General features: G+C 58.4%; 17 protein-coding genes. 9 read left to right on the forward strand and 8 right to left on the reverse strand.

Annotated features, from left to right (window positions below; translation table 11 throughout):
• On the reverse strand, nt 1-1,227 hold the full coding sequence (uppX, locus tag RBH71_RS14840) for a Wzx-type polysaccharide biosynthesis protein UppX (RefSeq protein WP_003514941.1): 1,227 nt from the start codon (nt 1,225-1,227) through the stop codon (nt 1-3).
• Between the two features lie 351 nt (nt 1,228-1,578).
• Here uppX and uppY point away from each other — a divergent pair, with 351 nt between their 5' ends.
• Together uppY and RBH71_RS14850 are read left to right on the forward strand one after the other, a co-directional pair.
• Complete coding sequence (gene uppY, locus RBH71_RS14845) at nt 1,579-2,874, forward strand: Wzy-type polysaccharide biosynthesis protein UppY (protein WP_323687402.1); 1,296 nt, start codon at nt 1,579-1,581, stop codon at nt 2,872-2,874.
• Between the two features lie 27 nt (nt 2,875-2,901).
• On the forward strand, nt 2,902-3,654 hold the full coding sequence (locus RBH71_RS14850; protein ID WP_003514943.1) for a polysaccharide deacetylase family protein: 753 nt from the start codon (nt 2,902-2,904) through the stop codon (nt 3,652-3,654).
• Nucleotides 3,655-3,728: 74 nt separating this feature from the next.
• Here the strand turns inward: RBH71_RS14850 and RBH71_RS14855 are convergent, their stop codons facing one another.
• The gene (locus RBH71_RS14855) at nt 3,729-4,379 is read right to left on the reverse strand and encodes a S24 family peptidase (protein ID WP_003514944.1); all 651 of its coding nucleotides are present in this window, start codon (nt 4,377-4,379) and stop codon (nt 3,729-3,731) included.
• Between the two features lie 111 nt (nt 4,380-4,490).
• Nucleotides 4,491-5,141: a response regulator gene (locus RBH71_RS14860; protein WP_003514945.1), complete on the reverse strand. Its 651-nt coding sequence runs from the start codon at nt 5,139-5,141 to the stop codon at nt 4,491-4,493.
• A gap of 244 nt (nt 5,142-5,385) precedes the next feature.
• On the opposite strand from RBH71_RS14860, the gene RBH71_RS14865 reads away from it, so the two are divergent.
• Together RBH71_RS14865 and RBH71_RS14870 are read left to right on the forward strand one after the other, a co-directional pair.
• On the forward strand, nt 5,386-5,739 hold the full coding sequence (locus RBH71_RS14865; protein WP_003514946.1) for a DUF952 domain-containing protein: 354 nt from the start codon (nt 5,386-5,388) through the stop codon (nt 5,737-5,739).
• On the forward strand, nt 5,739-6,830 hold the full coding sequence (locus RBH71_RS14870; protein ID WP_003514947.1) for a quinone-dependent dihydroorotate dehydrogenase: 1,092 nt from the start codon (nt 5,739-5,741) through the stop codon (nt 6,828-6,830). Before RBH71_RS14865 ends, RBH71_RS14870 begins: the two co-directional genes overlap by 1 nt.
• Before the next feature lie 123 nt (nt 6,831-6,953).
• On the opposite strand, the gene RBH71_RS14875 is transcribed toward RBH71_RS14870, so the two are convergent.
• Nucleotides 6,954-7,451: a CAP domain-containing protein gene (locus RBH71_RS14875; protein WP_003514948.1), complete on the reverse strand. Its 498-nt coding sequence runs from the start codon at nt 7,449-7,451 to the stop codon at nt 6,954-6,956.
• Nucleotide 7,452: 1 nt separating this feature from the next.
• Nucleotides 7,453-7,719, reverse strand: a complete 267-nt coding sequence (locus tag RBH71_RS14880) for a DUF6460 domain-containing protein (protein ID WP_003514949.1) — start codon at nt 7,717-7,719, stop codon at nt 7,453-7,455.
• A 169-nt stretch (nt 7,720-7,888) separates the two neighbouring features.
• Between RBH71_RS14880 and RBH71_RS14885 the strand changes: the two genes are divergently transcribed.
• From RBH71_RS14885 to RBH71_RS14895, 3 genes are all read left to right on the forward strand, one after another.
• A complete protein-coding gene (locus tag RBH71_RS14885) occupies nt 7,889-8,830 on the forward strand; it encodes a class I SAM-dependent DNA methyltransferase (protein WP_003514950.1) in 942 nt (313 codons plus the stop codon).
• Between the two features lie 134 nt (nt 8,831-8,964).
• Nucleotides 8,965-9,576: a YitT family protein gene (locus tag RBH71_RS14890; RefSeq protein ID WP_003514951.1), complete on the forward strand. Its 612-nt coding sequence runs from the start codon at nt 8,965-8,967 to the stop codon at nt 9,574-9,576.
• A gap of 73 nt (nt 9,577-9,649) precedes the next feature.
• Nucleotides 9,650-10,291 (forward strand): YitT family protein, encoded by a 642-nt coding sequence (locus tag RBH71_RS14895; protein WP_003514952.1) that lies wholly within the window; start codon nt 9,650-9,652, stop codon nt 10,289-10,291.
• Between the two features lie 26 nt (nt 10,292-10,317).
• Here the strand turns inward: RBH71_RS14895 and RBH71_RS14900 are convergent, their stop codons facing one another.
• Both RBH71_RS14900 and RBH71_RS14905 read right to left on the reverse strand, forming a co-directional pair.
• Nucleotides 10,318-10,779, reverse strand: coding sequence for a carboxymuconolactone decarboxylase family protein (locus RBH71_RS14900; protein ID WP_003514954.1), 462 nt, complete (start codon nt 10,777-10,779; stop codon nt 10,318-10,320).
• Nucleotides 10,780-10,880: 101 nt separating this feature from the next.
• Complete coding sequence (locus tag RBH71_RS14905; RefSeq protein ID WP_003514956.1) at nt 10,881-11,378, reverse strand: RrF2 family transcriptional regulator; 498 nt, start codon at nt 11,376-11,378, stop codon at nt 10,881-10,883.
• A 50-nt stretch (nt 11,379-11,428) separates the two neighbouring features.
• On the opposite strand from RBH71_RS14905, the gene RBH71_RS14910 reads away from it, so the two are divergent.
• Together RBH71_RS14910 and pdeM are read left to right on the forward strand one after the other, a co-directional pair.
• The gene (locus tag RBH71_RS14910; RefSeq protein ID WP_323687403.1) at nt 11,429-14,020 is read left to right on the forward strand and encodes a ligase-associated DNA damage response DEXH box helicase; all 2,592 of its coding nucleotides are present in this window, start codon (nt 11,429-11,431) and stop codon (nt 14,018-14,020) included.
• A 34-nt stretch (nt 14,021-14,054) separates the two neighbouring features.
• On the forward strand, nt 14,055-14,783 hold the full coding sequence (gene pdeM / locus RBH71_RS14915; RefSeq protein WP_003514959.1) for a ligase-associated DNA damage response endonuclease PdeM: 729 nt from the start codon (nt 14,055-14,057) through the stop codon (nt 14,781-14,783).
• An 18-nt stretch (nt 14,784-14,801) separates the two neighbouring features.
• On the opposite strand, the gene RBH71_RS14920 is transcribed toward pdeM, so the two are convergent.
• Nucleotides 14,802-15,239, reverse strand: a complete 438-nt coding sequence (locus RBH71_RS14920; RefSeq protein ID WP_003514961.1) for a universal stress protein — start codon at nt 15,237-15,239, stop codon at nt 14,802-14,804.
• Nucleotides 15,240-15,378 lie beyond the last annotated feature (139 nt).

Raw genomic sequence — 15,378 nt, forward strand, 5'->3', positions numbered from 1 at the left:
CTATTTGGCGGGCGCAAAGGCTTCTTCGTTGCGCCGCAATCGCAAAAGAGCGATCCAAACGGCGGCGGCGATGGCGGCTTCCACGAAGAAATAGCTGCCGATCGTTCCGGAAATGCTGAACGACCAGGTGAGGAAGGCGACGATAACGGAGCCGATGAGATTGCCGCTGTTCCATATCTTGGCGCGGATATCCTGCCGTCCGGATGCGCCAAGCGCCTCAAGCGCGGTTGCCGCAACGGCCATCGGCAGCACGACCCAGCAAAGGATACGGGTGATGATCGGCAGCGAGACGTATTCGTCGCCGAACAGTAGCGGCAGGAAGGGCGCGATGATGAAGATGACCAGCGCGCTGCCGACTGCGATGACAAGCGCTGCCTTCAGCACATTATAAGCGCGCTCTATGGTCTTTCCGATACCCTGCAGGGCGGCTGAGGCCGATCCCGGATAGATCAGCCGGTTGAGAGCCTCGACGGAGAGGTAGGAGCTGTCGAGAATTCGCCGGGCAATGGAGTAGCTGCCCAGAACCTCGGCGCTGGCAACGGCACCGAGAACGAGAATATCGGCATTGCCACGCACGGCCTTGAACAGGAACTGGGTGGAAAACAGGATGCCAATGCGGATTTCATCGCGAACGATCCGGAAGACCGGCCGACCGAGCCTGCCGATCGCCTTCAGCGAAATCACTGCCGCAATCGTATGGGCAGCCAGGTTCCACAGGGCCCAGGCCTCCACCGTCTCCACCTTGAAGATGAGACAAGCGACCACGGCGGCAATTGTGCGGGCAACGGCGAACATCACTTCCAGCTTGTTGGCGGAGGCGAAGTCGGAATGGGCGATGAAGCTTTGGGTGGAAAGCGAAATGACTTTCAGAAGGATGAGGTTCGTCACCAGGATCACGAAAGTGGTGATGAGGGTATGCAGTAATGTTTCCGACGTCGGGAAAAACACCGGGATCGTGACCATGCCGATGATGGTCAACACAATGCCGGTAGCGGCGCTCAAGAGATAGCTGTGGCCGAGCATCACGGGAAACATGCTGCGATCCTGCGCCACGCGGCGGATCAGCGATTCCTGCGAACCGAAACCACAAATCTGTACGCCGAGATTGGTCACGGCCGTGATCGAGGCATAGAGCGCGAATTGTTCCACGCCGAGATGGCGGGCAAGCAGGGCGAAGGTCAAAAGCTGGGCGGCGCTGGACATCAAAAGCGCCCCGCCGGATGCCATATAGGTCAATCCCAGTCTGACTAGATGGCTGAACCGCGGCGTATTCAACGACACCTTATTCTCCGTGCTTTCCGGCGTCGCCGGGCGAATTCAAGATAACTGCCGTGTTTTTAAAATTGATGAACTGGAAAAACCCGGCAAGGGGGCAATAATTCGAAGGCCGTTGACCTCTATGAATGGCAGTTGCCCAGTCTTAGCCTTCTTGAGGTAAGAGAGGGTTAAAGCAATTGTATAATAATGATGATAATGACTGTTATGGTTATTTGGACATGGCCCGGTTTCAAAAAGGGTTTCGTTGTTCGTCACAAGGCAGGCCAATGATCCGATTATCCTTTTTCGATGTGGCCGACGATGCCGCCTTTTACTGATACGCAGTCCATTCCTGTACAAAGCAACAGCATGTCGCTTACGGGCGGCCGTCGCGACGCGATTTTTTTCGTCGTCACGATGCTTTATATCTGGATTTCCGTTGCGCCTTTCGAAAATCTTGCGGCTGCACCCGTGCCGCACGCCGCCGCAAACCAGCTGACCGGGCTGGTGATTGCGCTGATGCTGGGTGTTTTTGCCCTGCGTCATCGGCTGACGGGGCTTTTGTTGCGGCCGCGTCTGCCCATTCTGCTGTTGTTTTCCTGGCTGGTGATTTGTTCGGTGCTTGGCTCCCAGCCTGGCACTTCGCTGCAACGTTTGCTCTTTACGAGCCTTATGTGCTTCATCACCAGTGTCCTCGTCGTCATGCCGCGCGACAGGCGGCAGTTCGACCGGATGATGGCCATCTTCGCCGTCATCCTGCTGGCGCTCTGCTACTTCGGGGTGATCTTCCTGCGCTCGCGCTCGATCCACCAGCCCTACGATCTCGATGAAACGGCGCTCGCCGGCGATTGGCGCGGCATCTTCAATCACAAGAATGCCGCCGCTCCGGCCATGATCATTCTCGTCATGATCGGGCTTTACCTGCGCAATAGCTGGTCGACGGTTGGCGGCATTGTCATCACGCTTCTGGCAGGGTTCTTCCTCTGGAAAACCAACGGGAAAACCGCAGCAATGCTGTTGCCCGTCACTGTTGCGCTGGTCTGGGTCATGGAAAGACATGCCGGTCGGACATTGCTGATGATCGGAGGTCTTCTGGCTTTCCTCAACATCCTCGCGGTCGGCTCCACCTATTTTCCGAGCATACGGCATGTGGTCGATAGTCTGGGAATCGATTCCACCTTTACCGGCCGAACGGATATATGGCGCCTGTCCTTCGACACATTTGCGCAATCGCCGATCTTCGGGCAGGGTTTTCAGGCATTCTGGACGAGTGACCGGCTTCTGGCGCAGGCCGATACTGCCGGCACCTGGGCGGTCACCGCCTTCCATGCCCATAACGGCTTTGTCGAAAGCCTGCTGAATGGCGGCCTGCCGGCCTTTGTTCTCATCGTCATATGGCTCGTCATCATACCCGCAAACGATTTTCGTATAGCTGTGAACAAGGGTACCGATCCGGCATTAACGCGGCTTTTTGCACGAATTTGGGTGTATGCACTGCTTTCTTCGTGTCTTGAGAGTAATTTCTTTACCGGAACCGGGCCTATCTGGTCTTCTCTACTGATTGCAATCTATTGTTTGAGGCATCAGGCGTACGACATACTTGAGCAGGGGCAGTAATTTGCAGACAGGCCGGGGGGCTTATGCATGACACAAAAAATCGGGACATTTGCAGACAGGATCAATAACCGGCTGGTGCAGTACTTTCCAGGACCGGCGTCGCTGATCAAAACGTCCGAACCAATCGTCTCCTTCACATTCGATGATGTGCCGGCGACCGCCTCGACAAAGGGCGCGCGCATTCTGGAAAGCGAGGGTGTTCGCGGGACATTTTATCTCGCAGGTACTTTTATCGACAAGCACTATGAACAGCAGGACATGATTTCAACCGAAGGCTGTTCGGAACTTGCAGCGGCCGGCCACGAGCTTGCCTGCCATACTTTTTCCCATCGCAAACTCTCGAGCTTTTCACGGCGCGGGCTTGAAGAGGATCTTGACCGTAACGAAACCGTACTGGGATCGTTCGCCGAAAACCGAGGCAGGCGAAATTTCTCCGTTCCTTTCGGCATGGCCTCGCCCGTCATGCAGCCCCTGTTGCGACGAAGGTTCAAGACCGCTCGCGGCATCATGCCTGGCATCAACCGGGGCAGCATCGATCCGTACAATCTTGCCGGGGTGGAGTTGCGCGCGGACCAAAACTATCTCGATGCCGCCGATCGTTGGCTCGAGGATGTTTTGCAAAATGGCGGCTGGCTCATCATTTTCACCCATGATGTTTCGCAGACGCCGAGCTTTTACGGTTGCCCGGAAGACAAACTTCAGAGCCTTGTCCGCAGGGCAGCTTCCGGCGGTGCGAAGATCATGACGGTTGATGCCGCGGCAACGTCACTCGGTCTGTAAAGGGATAGTATCGACGCCTGCTCTCTGAGTTGTGCCCGGGCAAGTAGGACGCCTGTCTTCGCAATGGCGGGTGTCTATTGGCTGGCCCAGATGATGCGGGCGATCCATTCCACATCGGCCATGTCGAAGCTGCGGTTCGGATGTTCGGGATTGAGCGAAAGAAGCTCGATATTCTTGGGGCTTTGCCGCGCCAGCACCTTGGCCATCACTTCGCCGTCTCGGCTTTTCAGCACCACGCGGTCGCCGCGCCGCACCTGCGCGCCCGGCTCCACGATCAGGATATCGCCGTCGCGGTAAAGCGGCATCATGCTTTCGCCCTGTACTTCCAGCGCGTAGACGCCCTGCTTGCGTTCGGGAGAAGAGGGGAACTCCACCACATCCCAGCCTTGACCGGCCGGAAAACCGCCATCGTCGAAAAAGCCGCCGGAGCCCGCCTGCGCAAAACCGAGCAGGGGGATGGCATTGTCCGCACCGGAAGGCTGCATTGTCTGCGTCCTGCCGAAAGCATAACCAAAAAACTGGTCGACGCTTGCCCCCGTCGCCTCCAGCACCTTGGATACCGATTCCGTCGAAGGCCAGCGTTTGCGGCCATCCGGGCCGAAACGTTTCGATTTGTTGAACGAAGTGGGATCGAGACCGGCACGCTTCGCCAAGGCCGAAGGCGTCAGCTGGTGACGTTTGGCAAGCGTATCGATGGCGCTCCAGATCGTCTCGTGTGAAAGCATGATGAAAGCCCGCAGGTGGAGCCCGTGGCGGAAAAGCTCCTGTCGTTTACTCCGCGGAATCTAGACCATATCCCGTCAGGAGTAAAGAAAAGAAAGGAATAAAATCCTCGATTATGCCACCATGGCCGATGTGTTTATCTTGCTGAGCTGTATCACCGCCTGTGTACGGCTATCGACCTTAAGCTTCAACAGAATAGCGGAGACATGCGCCTTGATGGTGGCTTCCGAAACATTCAGCGCATAGGCGATCTGCTTGTTCAGCAGGCCTTCCGCCAGCATGCCCAGAACCCGGCTCTGTTGCGGCGTCAGCGTTCTGAGCCGGCCGATGAGATCAGCCACGTCAGGATCATGCTCCTTTTCGCCCTGACAGCTTGCCGGTATCCACACATCGCCTTCAAGAACCGCGCGAATGCCATCCCTGATATCGTCGATGCCCGAGGATTTGGAAATAAAACCGGAAGCGCCGAGTTCGATGGACCGGCGAACAGTGGTCGCGTCGTCCGTTGCCGAAACGATGACGATGGGCAGGCTGGAAAATTCCGCCCGCAGCGCCATCAGGCCTGAAAATCCGCTGACACCCGGCATGGCGAGGTCCAGAAGCATCAGATCGGCGTCGTTGCATGCCGTCGCGGCACTTCTGGCAGCCTCGAAATCCCCGGCTTCCATGATTGTCTGCTGCCCGTCGAGACCGGATACGGCCTGTTTGAGGGCACCGCGAAAAAGCGGGTGGTCGTCTGCGATGATAATGACAAGTTCCGACATTCTGGCCCCCTCCCAAGGGCGTTATGCGGTTCTTTGAAAGGTATGGCGCACTCCCGTTTGCCGGCAGTCTAGACTGCTTCCGGCTCCTCTTCTGAAAGGTTGCTCTAATCGGTTGCGTATTACAAGAAAAAGCTTGGGAACAGCCGTCGCGGCAATAAAAATGCCGTGGAAACTGTGGACAATCGACCCGCTTTGCGGCAAACCGCCCAGACTGAAAAGCCTTGGAAAGCCTTCGGAGAGCCCCATGCACGAAACGCCCGCGATCATTTATAAAATCGTGCCGGAGACGTTGTGGAATGCAGCCAGGGCACAAGGCGTCTTCGAAGGCGCCGCCATCGATCTGACGGATGGGTTCATTCATTTTTCAACGGCAAAGCAGGCGGCCGAGACTGCCGCCCGGCATTTTTCCGGCCAGACCGACCTGCTTCTGATCGCTGTTGATGGTGCAGCACTTGGCGACAAGCTGGTTTATGAACCCTCGAGAGGCGGCGACCTTTTCCCCCATCTCTATGCGTCTCTTCCCTTGACCGCCGTGCTTTGGGAAACGCCGCTTTCACTCGGCCATGATGGCCAGCACCAGTTTCCGGAGATTTTGTGATGAGCGGATTATTTTCCTCAATCGGCCGCAAGGGCCTGTTTCTTGTCGATCCGGAAAAGGCACATGGCCTGTCCGTGGCGGCGCTGAAAAGCGGCTTTCTGCCCACCTGCATGGTGCCGCACGATCCGCGTCTGCAGCAGACCGTTGCAGGCCTCGTTTTCCCCAATCCGCTCGGCATGGCGGCGGGTTACGACAAGAATGCGGAAGTCCCGGGACCGCTTCTGAGGCTCGGTTTCGGCTTTACTGAAATCGGCACCGTCACGCCGCGTGGGCAATCCGGCAATCCCAAACCGCGCATCTTCCGTCTGGTTGAGGATGAAGGCGTCATCAACCGCCTCGGTTTCAACAATGAAGGCCATGCCGCAGCGCTGGAGCGCCTGAAGCAGGCGCAGCTACGCGGTATCGTCGGCGTCAATATCGGTGCCAACAAGGACAGCGAAGACCGCATCGCCGATTATGTGCAGGGCATCGAGGCCTTTTATTCGGTCGCATCCTATTTCACTGTTAACATCTCTTCGCCCAATACGCCGGGTCTGCGTGACTTGCAGGCGCGCGAAAGCCTCGCGGCACTTCTTGGCGCCGTGCTGGAGCGCCGCAGGGCAGAAGCCGAACGCTTCAGCAAACGCATTCCGATCTTCCTGAAGATTGCGCCCGATCTGACCGAGGAAGGGCTGGATGACGTGGCGGAAGAGGCGCTGGCCCATGATCTCGATGGCCTGATCGTCTCCAACACCACGCTCTCGCGTGAAGGCCTGCGGCCCGGTCCGCATAAGGGTGAGGCGGGTGGATTGTCCGGTAAGCCGCTATTCGAGCTGTCGACCACTGTTCTCGCCAAGATGCGCCGGCGCGTCGGCAGCAATCTGCCCATCATCGGCGTCGGTGGCGTCTCTTCGCCGGAAACGGCACTGGAAAAGGTAAGGGCAGGGGCGGATCTGGTTCAGCTCTATTCCTGCATGGTCTATGAAGGCCCCGGCCTGCCGTCGTCCATCGTCAAAGGCCTGTCGAAGCTGGTCTCTCGCGAAGGTGTGCAGTCCATCCGTGACCTACGCGACAGCACGGTCGACCGCTGGGCCGACCGCAAGCTTGGATGACGATGACCTGAACGGTCGAGACGCTGCGTCGGTTAAGATAAGTGCTTATCGTGGTGGTGTGCTCTCCTGCCTCATCCCTGTGACTGGGACAGGAATGAGGGTGGAGGGGGCGCCCCCGTTATCTCACGCGCAGAGCACCATCGCCCAATAGGGCCGGTTGCGGCTTGCGGCATCATAGGCAACCGCGACGCCAAGGCCATTATATGGTCCGAGCATGTTTTCGAGATGATGTTTCGAGCCGATCCAGGCCTTGACGACACGCTCCACGCTGTCCTGCCCGGCCGCCACGTTTTCCGCTGCCGGTAGCGGCACATTGCCGTCCTTCATGCGGATGAGGAAACTGTCGGTCAGGCCGATCAGGTGCGCCATCTTCTGCGCCTTGACCATGCGTCCGGCCTGATAAGCGGCCGCACCACTTGCCGCACTACTGAAGGAGAGTGGCGAAAGCCCTTTCGAGCGGCGCAACTCGTTGACCATTGGAAGCGCTGCCGCGGTCTCATCGCGGGTGCCTGACGGCATGTCCTTGTTTGTAGGCACGGAAACACAGGCGGAAAGAACGGAACCGGCGGAAATCAGCACGAAGCCGCGCCGCGTAAGCGTCTGGAAAGATGTGTCGGTCATGTCAGCGGCGATAGCTCAGGAGGCGCAGGATGATGAAAATGGGTATGACGATCGTCGCGCCAAGGATCAGATAGTCGCCGATTGCGCCAAGCGCGTGGAAACCGCTGCGCCACAGATCGACCACGAAGTCGCGTGCGCCATAGATGATATTCCATGGCGTCAATCCGAAGATCGCCATCAGAAAGCCGACGAGCAATGAAACCACCAGCAGCTTCACCACGGTGCGGGCCACCGTATCACCCAGCATTTTGTTGACCTCACCGGCCATCAGCAAGTCTCCTGTTTTGTCCTGACATATGAAGCACGCTGCTTCGATGCAAGTTTCGGTGCACTATATCGCGTCATATTCGCAATTCCATGAGTGCGCCATGAAATAGGACTTGAGTTTTTTTATGGCTTGATAAATGACAGCCGACATCTTCTCCAGGAAATCTTGAATGGCCCCAAACCAGTTTTCTTCCGGTGACGTCATTGCCGACCGCCGGGCGGACTATGCCCGCATGTTGGCGGAGAGCGGTGATTATCCCGCCGCCGCCGAACTCATGGAGCAGGCGCTTGAACTTGCGCCGCGGTGGACGGCGGGCTGGTTTCGCTTCGGGGAATATCATGAAAAGGCGGGGGAAACGGACAAAGCCGTGGCGGCTTACGAAAAAGTCGCCGAACTGGATACGGAAGGGCTGTTTGCAGCCGAACTGAAACTCGCGGTTCTCGGCGCCGCGGACACACCGGAGCAGCCGCCGAGCCGTTATGTGGAAGGGCTGTTCGACGATTATGCAGACCGTTTCGAAACGTCGCTCGTCGAGAAACTGGATTACAGCGTACCGCAGAAGCTGGCGGAACTGATCGGCAAGGCGACGGGAGGCGGCGTCTTCGACACCATTGTCGATATTGGCTGCGGCACCGGCCTTCTCGGCGTTGAAATCCGCTCCCTGGCGAAGCGGCTGGAAGGTTTCGACATTTCCCAGAACATGCTCGCCAAGGCGGAGGAAAAGGGACTTTACGACCATCTCGGCCAGGCCGATCTATCGCTGGAAGCTGACGCCTCGGGACTGTTCGCGCCGGCAATGCCGCACCACCGCGCGGACCTCGTCGCCGCCGCCGACGTGATGATGTATCTCGGCAGTCTTGAAACCGTCATGCCCCTCGTTTCGGCCCTGCTTGCGCCCTCCGGCTTCTTCGCCTTTTCGGTGGAGGACGCAGGGGATGAAGATGGTTTCGTGCTGCGGGAATCGCTGCGTTACGCACATTCGAAAAGCTATGTGAGCGGCCTTCTTGAGCGGGCGGGCTATTCTCTTATCGAAATCCGCAAAACCACCATTCGCAAGGATGCCGGAAAACCCCTTTCCGGCATTCTTTTTCTTGCCCGCGCCAAAGCCTGAACATTTCGTTTCTTGCCTTTTTCACGATAGGTCAGTCGTCCTTACGTATCCATCTTGATCGCGTGTTTGTTGCAGTGCAAAATGCGCGGAAACCTGAGGGAAAAAGCGTGAGCAGAACGAGAAGCGTTTACAGCATGTGGAGTTCGGATCCGGCCAAACATGCGCCGGTGGAAGACGTGCAGGGCATCGTCACCGGAGCTATCGTATCGGCGCTCGGTTTTTATCTGCTGAACAAGGTCGGCCTTTTGACCGGTGGCACCGCCGGCGTCGCCTTCCTCATTCACTATGCCTTCGGCATCAGCTTCGGCCTCCTGTTCTTCCTCGTCAATCTGCCCTTCTATTACCTCTCGTTCCGCCGCCTCGGTCTTGCCTTTTCCATCAAGACCTTCATTGCCATCGGTCTTGTTTCGGTGCTGACGGAAGTGGAAGCGCGCTGGATGGTCATTGACAGCATCAACCCGCTCTGGGCGGCGCTGCTCGGTGGCCTGCTCCTCGGTTACGGGTTGCTGGCGCTTTATCGCCATCGCGCCAGCCTCGGCGGTATCGGCATTCTGGCCATCTATATTCAGGACCGCTTCGGCATCCGCGCCGGCCTGATCCAGCTTGCCTTCGATGCATTCGTGATGCTCTGCGCCTTCCTCGTCATCGATCCGGCCACCGTCGTCTATTCGATTGTCGGCGCCTTCGTGCTGAACATGTTTCTCGCCATCAACCACCGCTCGGACAGATACATCGTTGTGCGCTGAAGAAAGTACGCTTGAAATCTCTCGCGCTTGGGCGCAATAGCTCGATCAAGGCCGGAAAATCAGGGGAACAGGCATGGGCGATACGACTACGCGAAAGCGCGTGAATATCTGGGCTTCCGCGCCCGATCGCCATTCGCTGCTGGAAGATGCCCAGGGCGTTCTGGCGGGCAGCATGCTGGTCTCGCTCGGCGTGACACTGCTTTCCGCTGCGGGCCTCCTCACCGGGGGTGTGGTGGGTATTGCCTTTCTGGTGCACTATTCGATCGGCTTTAGCTTCGGCGCGGTGTTCTTCCTCGTCAATTTGCCGTTTTATTATCTCGCCTTCCGCCGTCTCGGCCTTGCTTTCACGGTCAAGACCTTTTGCGCCATTGCCATGACGGCGCTGCTTTCGGAATATATGCCGGGCTTCTTCGCTTTCGAAAGCATCAATCCCGTCGCGGCCGCCCTTTTCGGCGGGTTGACGGTTGCGGCAGGCATGCTGGCACTGTTCCGCCATCGCACCAGCCTCGGCGGCTTCGGCATATTGGCGCTTTATCTCCAGGACCGTTTTGGCTGGCGCGCCGGTCTCGTCCAGCTCGCCTTCGATGGCATGGTGCTGGCCTGCTCATTCTTCGTGGCGACACCCTTCGTCATCCTCTGCTCCATCCTCGGCGCGCTGGTCATGAATCTCGCGCTCGCCATCAATCATAGAAACGACCGCTACATCGCCATGTAACGGTCGTCCGGTGCAGGTAAAGCGGATCAGGCTGCTTTTGCTGCCGTTTCGACCGGGTGCTGCGAACGGAAGCCGACGGCGATGCGGTTCCAGGTGTTGATGGCACCGATGGCAACGGTGATCTTCACGATGTCCTCATCGGAGAAATGCGCCTTCAGGGCCTCGAAGGCGTCATCCGGAGCGCCGGTTTCGGCAATCTTCGTTACCGCATCCACCCAGCCGAGCAACGCCCGTTCCTGTTCGGTATATACCGGGGATTCCCGCCAAACGCTCATCAGGTTGATCCACTGTTCGGAAAGACCGTCGTGACGGCTTTCCTTCACATGCATGTCCACACAGAACGCGCAGCCATTGATGATTGATGCGCGCAGCTTGATGAGATGAACGAAGCGGCGCTCGAGGCCGCTGCTTTGGACGTAGGTTTCGAGCGCCATCACGGCTTTGAAGGCTTCAGGGGATGCTTTGGCATAGTTCAAACGGGTTTTCATGTGTCTCTCTCCATTCGTGGTTCAGTTTGAGGGGCACGTGTCATCGTTCCGGGAAGCTGCGAAGCTCTCCGGTATTTCAGATGGTTGGGTCTTTTTAGGTTCTAGCGCGTCCTGCGCTCGTTCAGCTCCAGAAAGGCGCAGCCGCGTGCCGCAATGCCGCCGTCGTCAGTGGCGGCAAGGTCGCCCAGAATGTCGGCAATGCTGGTTTTAGCGAGTTCCGCCCGATAGGCTTTCTCCGCCTTCAGCATCGCGGCGTTGATGCCGCAGGGCTTGGTGAAATAACGTCCCGGCAAGGGGTTCGGCCCGCGCTGGCGAATTTCCGCGCAGCGAAAGGCAGGCTGTGGTCCCTCCACGGCCAGAACAATATCAAGCAGGGTAATCTTGTCGGTTGTCCGGGCCAGACGATAACCGCCCTTCGGCCCCGGTACAGTGGAAACTATTCCGGCACCGGAAAGCAATTGCAGGTGCTTCAAGAGATAACTCGTGGAAACGCCATGGAATTCTGCCAGCGCCGCCGCCGAAAGCACGCCGCCTTCGGAAAGTCCCGCTAACATGCCTACGCTGTGAATGGCCTGTTCAACGCCGTCGCCGAGTTTCATCCGATTTGCTCACGTTTGGTTTGCTTTAGTATCATGGATATTATTTATCCATGATTATGCATTCCTGTCAAGCGGCTCTGTTCCGCTCTTCTTTTTTCAAGGTTTCTCACTACCTTGAAGGCGTGAAACACGCTGAGTCTCCCAATTCCGGCACGCATGTCGGCATCTTGCCCCCTTCATTCCAGAAATGGTTTGCCGAAAAAGGGTGGTCCCCGCGCGCGCATCAATTGGAGCTGATGGCTCGGGCGCGTGGCGGCGAAAACATGCTGCTGATTGCACCGACGGGTGCCGGCAAAACGCTGGGCGGCTTCATGGCGTCGCTCACCGATCTTGCTGAATGCGGCAAGGTGCCGCCGGGCTCCGCCTTTGTCGGCGTGCACACGCTTTACATCTCGCCGCTCAAGGCACTTGCGGTGGATATCGAACGCAATCTCACCAAGCCTGTCACGGAAATGGGCCTGCCGATCTTAATCGAAACCCGCACCGGCGATACGCCGCAGGCAAAACGCCAGCGCCAGAAGGTCAAACCGCCCGATATTCTCCTGACGACGCCGGAACAGGTGTCGCTGCTGCTTGCCAACAAGGAAGCCGAGCGCTTTTTCCGCGACCTGAAATATGTGGTGCTGGATGAGCTGCACTCGCTCGTCACCTCCAAGCGTGGCCATCTGCTGTCGCTCGCGCTCGCGCGGGTGCGCAGGCACGCGCCGCATGTCCGCTTCATTGGCCTTTCCGCCACGGTGGCGGAGCCGATGGATTTGCGCCGTTACCTGGCACCGCAGGGGCAGGGAGAACCGCCCGCAGGTCTTATAACAGTGGAAGGCGGAGCCAAGCCAAACATCGCCATTCTGCAGACGGAGGAGCGTATTCCATGGTCCGGCCATTCCGCGCGCTACGCCATGAAGGATTTGTATCCTGCTCTGAAGGCGCACCAGACGACGCTCATCTTCGTTAACACCCGTTCGCAGGCGGAACGGATTTTTCAGGAACTCTGGACTGTAAACGACGATAATCTTCCGATCGCCTTGCATCACGGTTCGCTGGATGCCGGACAGCGCCGCCGGGTGGAGGCCGCGATGGCTGAAAGCAAATTGCGCGCCGTCGTCGCCACCTCCACGCTCGATCTCGGGATAGACTGGGGCGATGTCGATCTCGTCGTGCATGTCGGCGCGCCAAAGGGGGCGAGCCGCCTTGCCCAGCGCATCGGCCGCGCCAATCACCGCATGGATGAGCCATCAAAGGCAATCCTCGTTCCCGCCAACCGTTTCGAGGTGATGGAGTGCCGGGCCGCACTCGATGCGAACTATATCGGCGCGCAGGATACGCCCCCCATTGCCGAAGGCGCACTGGATGTTCTTGCCCAGCATGTGCTCGGTATGGCCTGCGCCGAACCTTTCGATGCGGATGATCTCTATCGTGAAGTGACCAGCGCTTCACCCTATGCCAATCTACCGCGTTCTACCTTCGACCGCGTCGTGGATTTTACCGCTACCGGTGGATACGCACTGCGCACCTATGAACGTTACGCCCGCATCCGCCAGATGAAGGACAGCCGCTGGCGTGTCTCCAATCCGGCGGTCGCGCAGCAATATCGCCTCAACCTCGGCACCATCGTCGAGGCTGCGGAACTCAATGTCCGCATGGTCAAGCGCAATGCCAAGGGCTCGGTCGGACGCGGCGGCATGTCGCTCGGCAAGGTCGAGGAATATTTCCTCGAGCAGCTGGTGCAGGGCGATACCTTCCTGTTTGCCGGCAAGGTTCTGCGCTTCGAAGGCATCCGGGAGAATGAATGCCTGGTGTCGCAGGCCTTTTCGATGGACCCGAAGATACCCTCCTATGCCGGCGGCAAGTTTCCGCTTTCCACCTACCTTGCGGACCAGGTGCGCTCCATGCTGTCCGATCCCGCCCGCTGGCAGTCGCTGCCGGATCAGGTGCGCGACTGGCTGGCAATCCAGAAGGAAAAATCGATCATTCCCAAGCGCGACGAGCTGCTGGTCGAGACATTTCCCTTCCGCAAACGCTTCTTCATGGTCATGTATCCTTTTGAAGGGCGGCTGGCTCACCAGACCCTCGGCATGCTTCTGACACGGCGGCTGGAACGGGCAGGCGCAAAGCCCATGGGCTTCGTTGCCACCGATTATTCGCTCGCCATCTGGGCCATGGAGGATATTGGCAGGCGGCTGAAATCCCGCCGCCTGTCGTTGGCGGAACTTCTCGACGAGGACATGCTGGGCGACGATCTGGAGGCGTGGCTGGACGAATCCTTCATGCTGAAGCGGACCTTCCGCAACTGTGCCGTCATTTCCGGCCTCATCGAACGCCGCCATCCCGGCAAGGAAAAGACGGGCCGTCAGGTCACGGTCTCCGCCGATCTTATTTATGACGTTCTTCGCAGCCATGAGCCGGATCATATTCTGCTGGAGGCAACCAGACGTGATGCGGCGGCGGGACTTTTGGACATTGGCCGTCTTGGCGATATGCTGAAGCGAATCAAGGGTCACACCACCCATCGTGCACTGGAGCACGTCTCGCCGCTTGCCGTTCCCGTCATGCTGGAAATCGGCCGCGAGACGGTGGCGGGCGAGGCGATGGATCAGGTGCTGGCCGAGGCCGCAGACGAGCTTATCGCCGAAGCCATGTCCTGAAGCATCAAACTGGAATGAAGGAACGACCACAAAAGTGCTAAGCCGACTGACATTGAGCGACAGGTTTTCCAATGGCTTCGAATGCCTTGGCAGCGAAACTGCCATCAACGGCGTCGCCGCCTGGTGTGACCCGTTGGGTGGGCTTTACCTGCCCGATCAGTCGCTGCTGGTTGTCTCGGACCTGCATCTGGAAAAAGGTGCGGCCTTTGCCCGGCGCGGGCGCATGCTGCCGCCTTACGACACGATCGCTACCCTCAAAATCCTGTCTTCCCTTGTCAGCCGTTACGATCCGAAGATCGTCGTCAGCCTCGGCGACAATTTCCACGATCGGGTCGGGTCCGAGCATCTGCCGCTTATGCTGCGCGAACTGATCCGCGAGATGGCCCGTGGCCGTGACTGGATATGGATCAACGGCAACCACGATCCGGATGGCACGGTCGATCTGCCGGGTTCTTCGGTAGATGAGATGTTTTATGGCAATCTCGTTTTCCGCCACGAGCCTAAGGTAGGAGATGCTGCGGGTGAAATCGCAGGCCATCTGCATCCCTCCGCCACTGTTCGCCGTCGCGAAAAAACGGTGCGGCGTCCCTGTTTCGCCACCGATGGTTCCCGCCTGTTGATGCCGGCCTTCGGGGTGATGAGCGGCGGACTGGATTTGCGGCACAAGGCCATGCGCGGTCTCTTTGACCACGCTGCACTCGTCGCGCATCTGATGGGGCGGGACCGCATCTATTCGGTACGGTTTTCAAATCTGCTCGGCTGAGCGCATCGCTCCGCCCGTCTATTGGCGGTATACCAGCACCGGTATCTTCGAGTTTTTCAGCACCTTGGCCGTAACGCTGCCGACAAGCATCTCGACGAAGCTTCTGCGCCGGTGCGAAGCCATGGCGATGAGGTCGCAGCCGGTCCTGTTGGCGATTTCGACAATCGCCTCATCCGGCCGTCCCGCCCGCGCCAGCAGGGCTTCGCAATCCAGCCCCATCGATGCGGCGTGCGCCTGCGTATCTCTCAGAAAATGCTCCGCCTCCTCGCAACGGTGGAATTCCTCTTCGGCAATGGCGGCAATGTCCTCGACATCGCTGGCAATCACGTGAAAGGGTTCGGACACCGTTACGACGGTCACCTTTGCGCCTGCCTCTCTGGCGAGAGCGAACCCTTGGTCGATTGCGATCTGCGCCAGCGGCGAGCCATCGGTGGGAATGAGAATGTGCTTGAACATGACATTTCTCCTTTTTCATCCCGGTCACAACCGCACTTGCCGCCATAAGCTGCGTACGTGGTTGTAACGTCTTGAATTTTACCGCAAACCATTGAAGGAAGCGAACGCTATCTTTTACGCCGAGGGCGAAAGACGCGCT

Origin of the sequence: Rhizobium sp. AN68, assembly GCF_030758035.1 — a bacterium.
In the GTDB taxonomy this organism is placed as follows: Bacteria; Pseudomonadota; Alphaproteobacteria; order Rhizobiales; family Rhizobiaceae; genus Agrobacterium; species Agrobacterium tumefaciens.

Coding starts and splice junctions, on each gene's coding strand:
- uppX (WP_003514941.1), bottom strand. CDS start 1,227: ATGGCATCCGGCGGGGCGCTTTTGATGTCCAGCGCCGCCCAGCTTTTG.
- uppY (WP_323687402.1), top strand. CDS start 1,579: ATGCCGCCTTTTACTGATACGCAGTCCATTCCTGTACAAAGCAACAGC.
- RBH71_RS14850 (WP_003514943.1), top strand. CDS start 2,902: ATGACACAAAAAATCGGGACATTTGCAGACAGGATCAATAACCGGCTG.
- RBH71_RS14855 (WP_003514944.1), bottom strand. CDS start 4,379: ATGCTTTCACACGAGACGATCTGGAGCGCCATCGATACGCTTGCCAAA.
- RBH71_RS14860 (WP_003514945.1), bottom strand. CDS start 5,141: ATGTCGGAACTTGTCATTATCATCGCAGACGACCACCCGCTTTTTCGC.
- RBH71_RS14865 (WP_003514946.1), top strand. CDS start 5,386: ATGCACGAAACGCCCGCGATCATTTATAAAATCGTGCCGGAGACGTTG.
- RBH71_RS14870 (WP_003514947.1), top strand. CDS start 5,739: ATGAGCGGATTATTTTCCTCAATCGGCCGCAAGGGCCTGTTTCTTGTC.
- RBH71_RS14875 (WP_003514948.1), bottom strand. CDS start 7,451: ATGACCGACACATCTTTCCAGACGCTTACGCGGCGCGGCTTCGTGCTG.
- RBH71_RS14880 (WP_003514949.1), bottom strand. CDS start 7,719: ATGGCCGGTGAGGTCAACAAAATGCTGGGTGATACGGTGGCCCGCACC.
- RBH71_RS14885 (WP_003514950.1), top strand. CDS start 7,889: ATGGCCCCAAACCAGTTTTCTTCCGGTGACGTCATTGCCGACCGCCGG.
- RBH71_RS14890 (WP_003514951.1), top strand. CDS start 8,965: ATGTGGAGTTCGGATCCGGCCAAACATGCGCCGGTGGAAGACGTGCAG.
- RBH71_RS14895 (WP_003514952.1), top strand. CDS start 9,650: ATGGGCGATACGACTACGCGAAAGCGCGTGAATATCTGGGCTTCCGCG.
- RBH71_RS14900 (WP_003514954.1), bottom strand. CDS start 10,779: ATGAAAACCCGTTTGAACTATGCCAAAGCATCCCCTGAAGCCTTCAAA.
- RBH71_RS14905 (WP_003514956.1), bottom strand. CDS start 11,378: ATGAAACTCGGCGACGGCGTTGAACAGGCCATTCACAGCGTAGGCATG.
- RBH71_RS14910 (WP_323687403.1), top strand. CDS start 11,429: ATGATTATGCATTCCTGTCAAGCGGCTCTGTTCCGCTCTTCTTTTTTC.
- RBH71_RS14920 (WP_003514961.1), bottom strand. CDS start 15,239: ATGTTCAAGCACATTCTCATTCCCACCGATGGCTCGCCGCTGGCGCAG.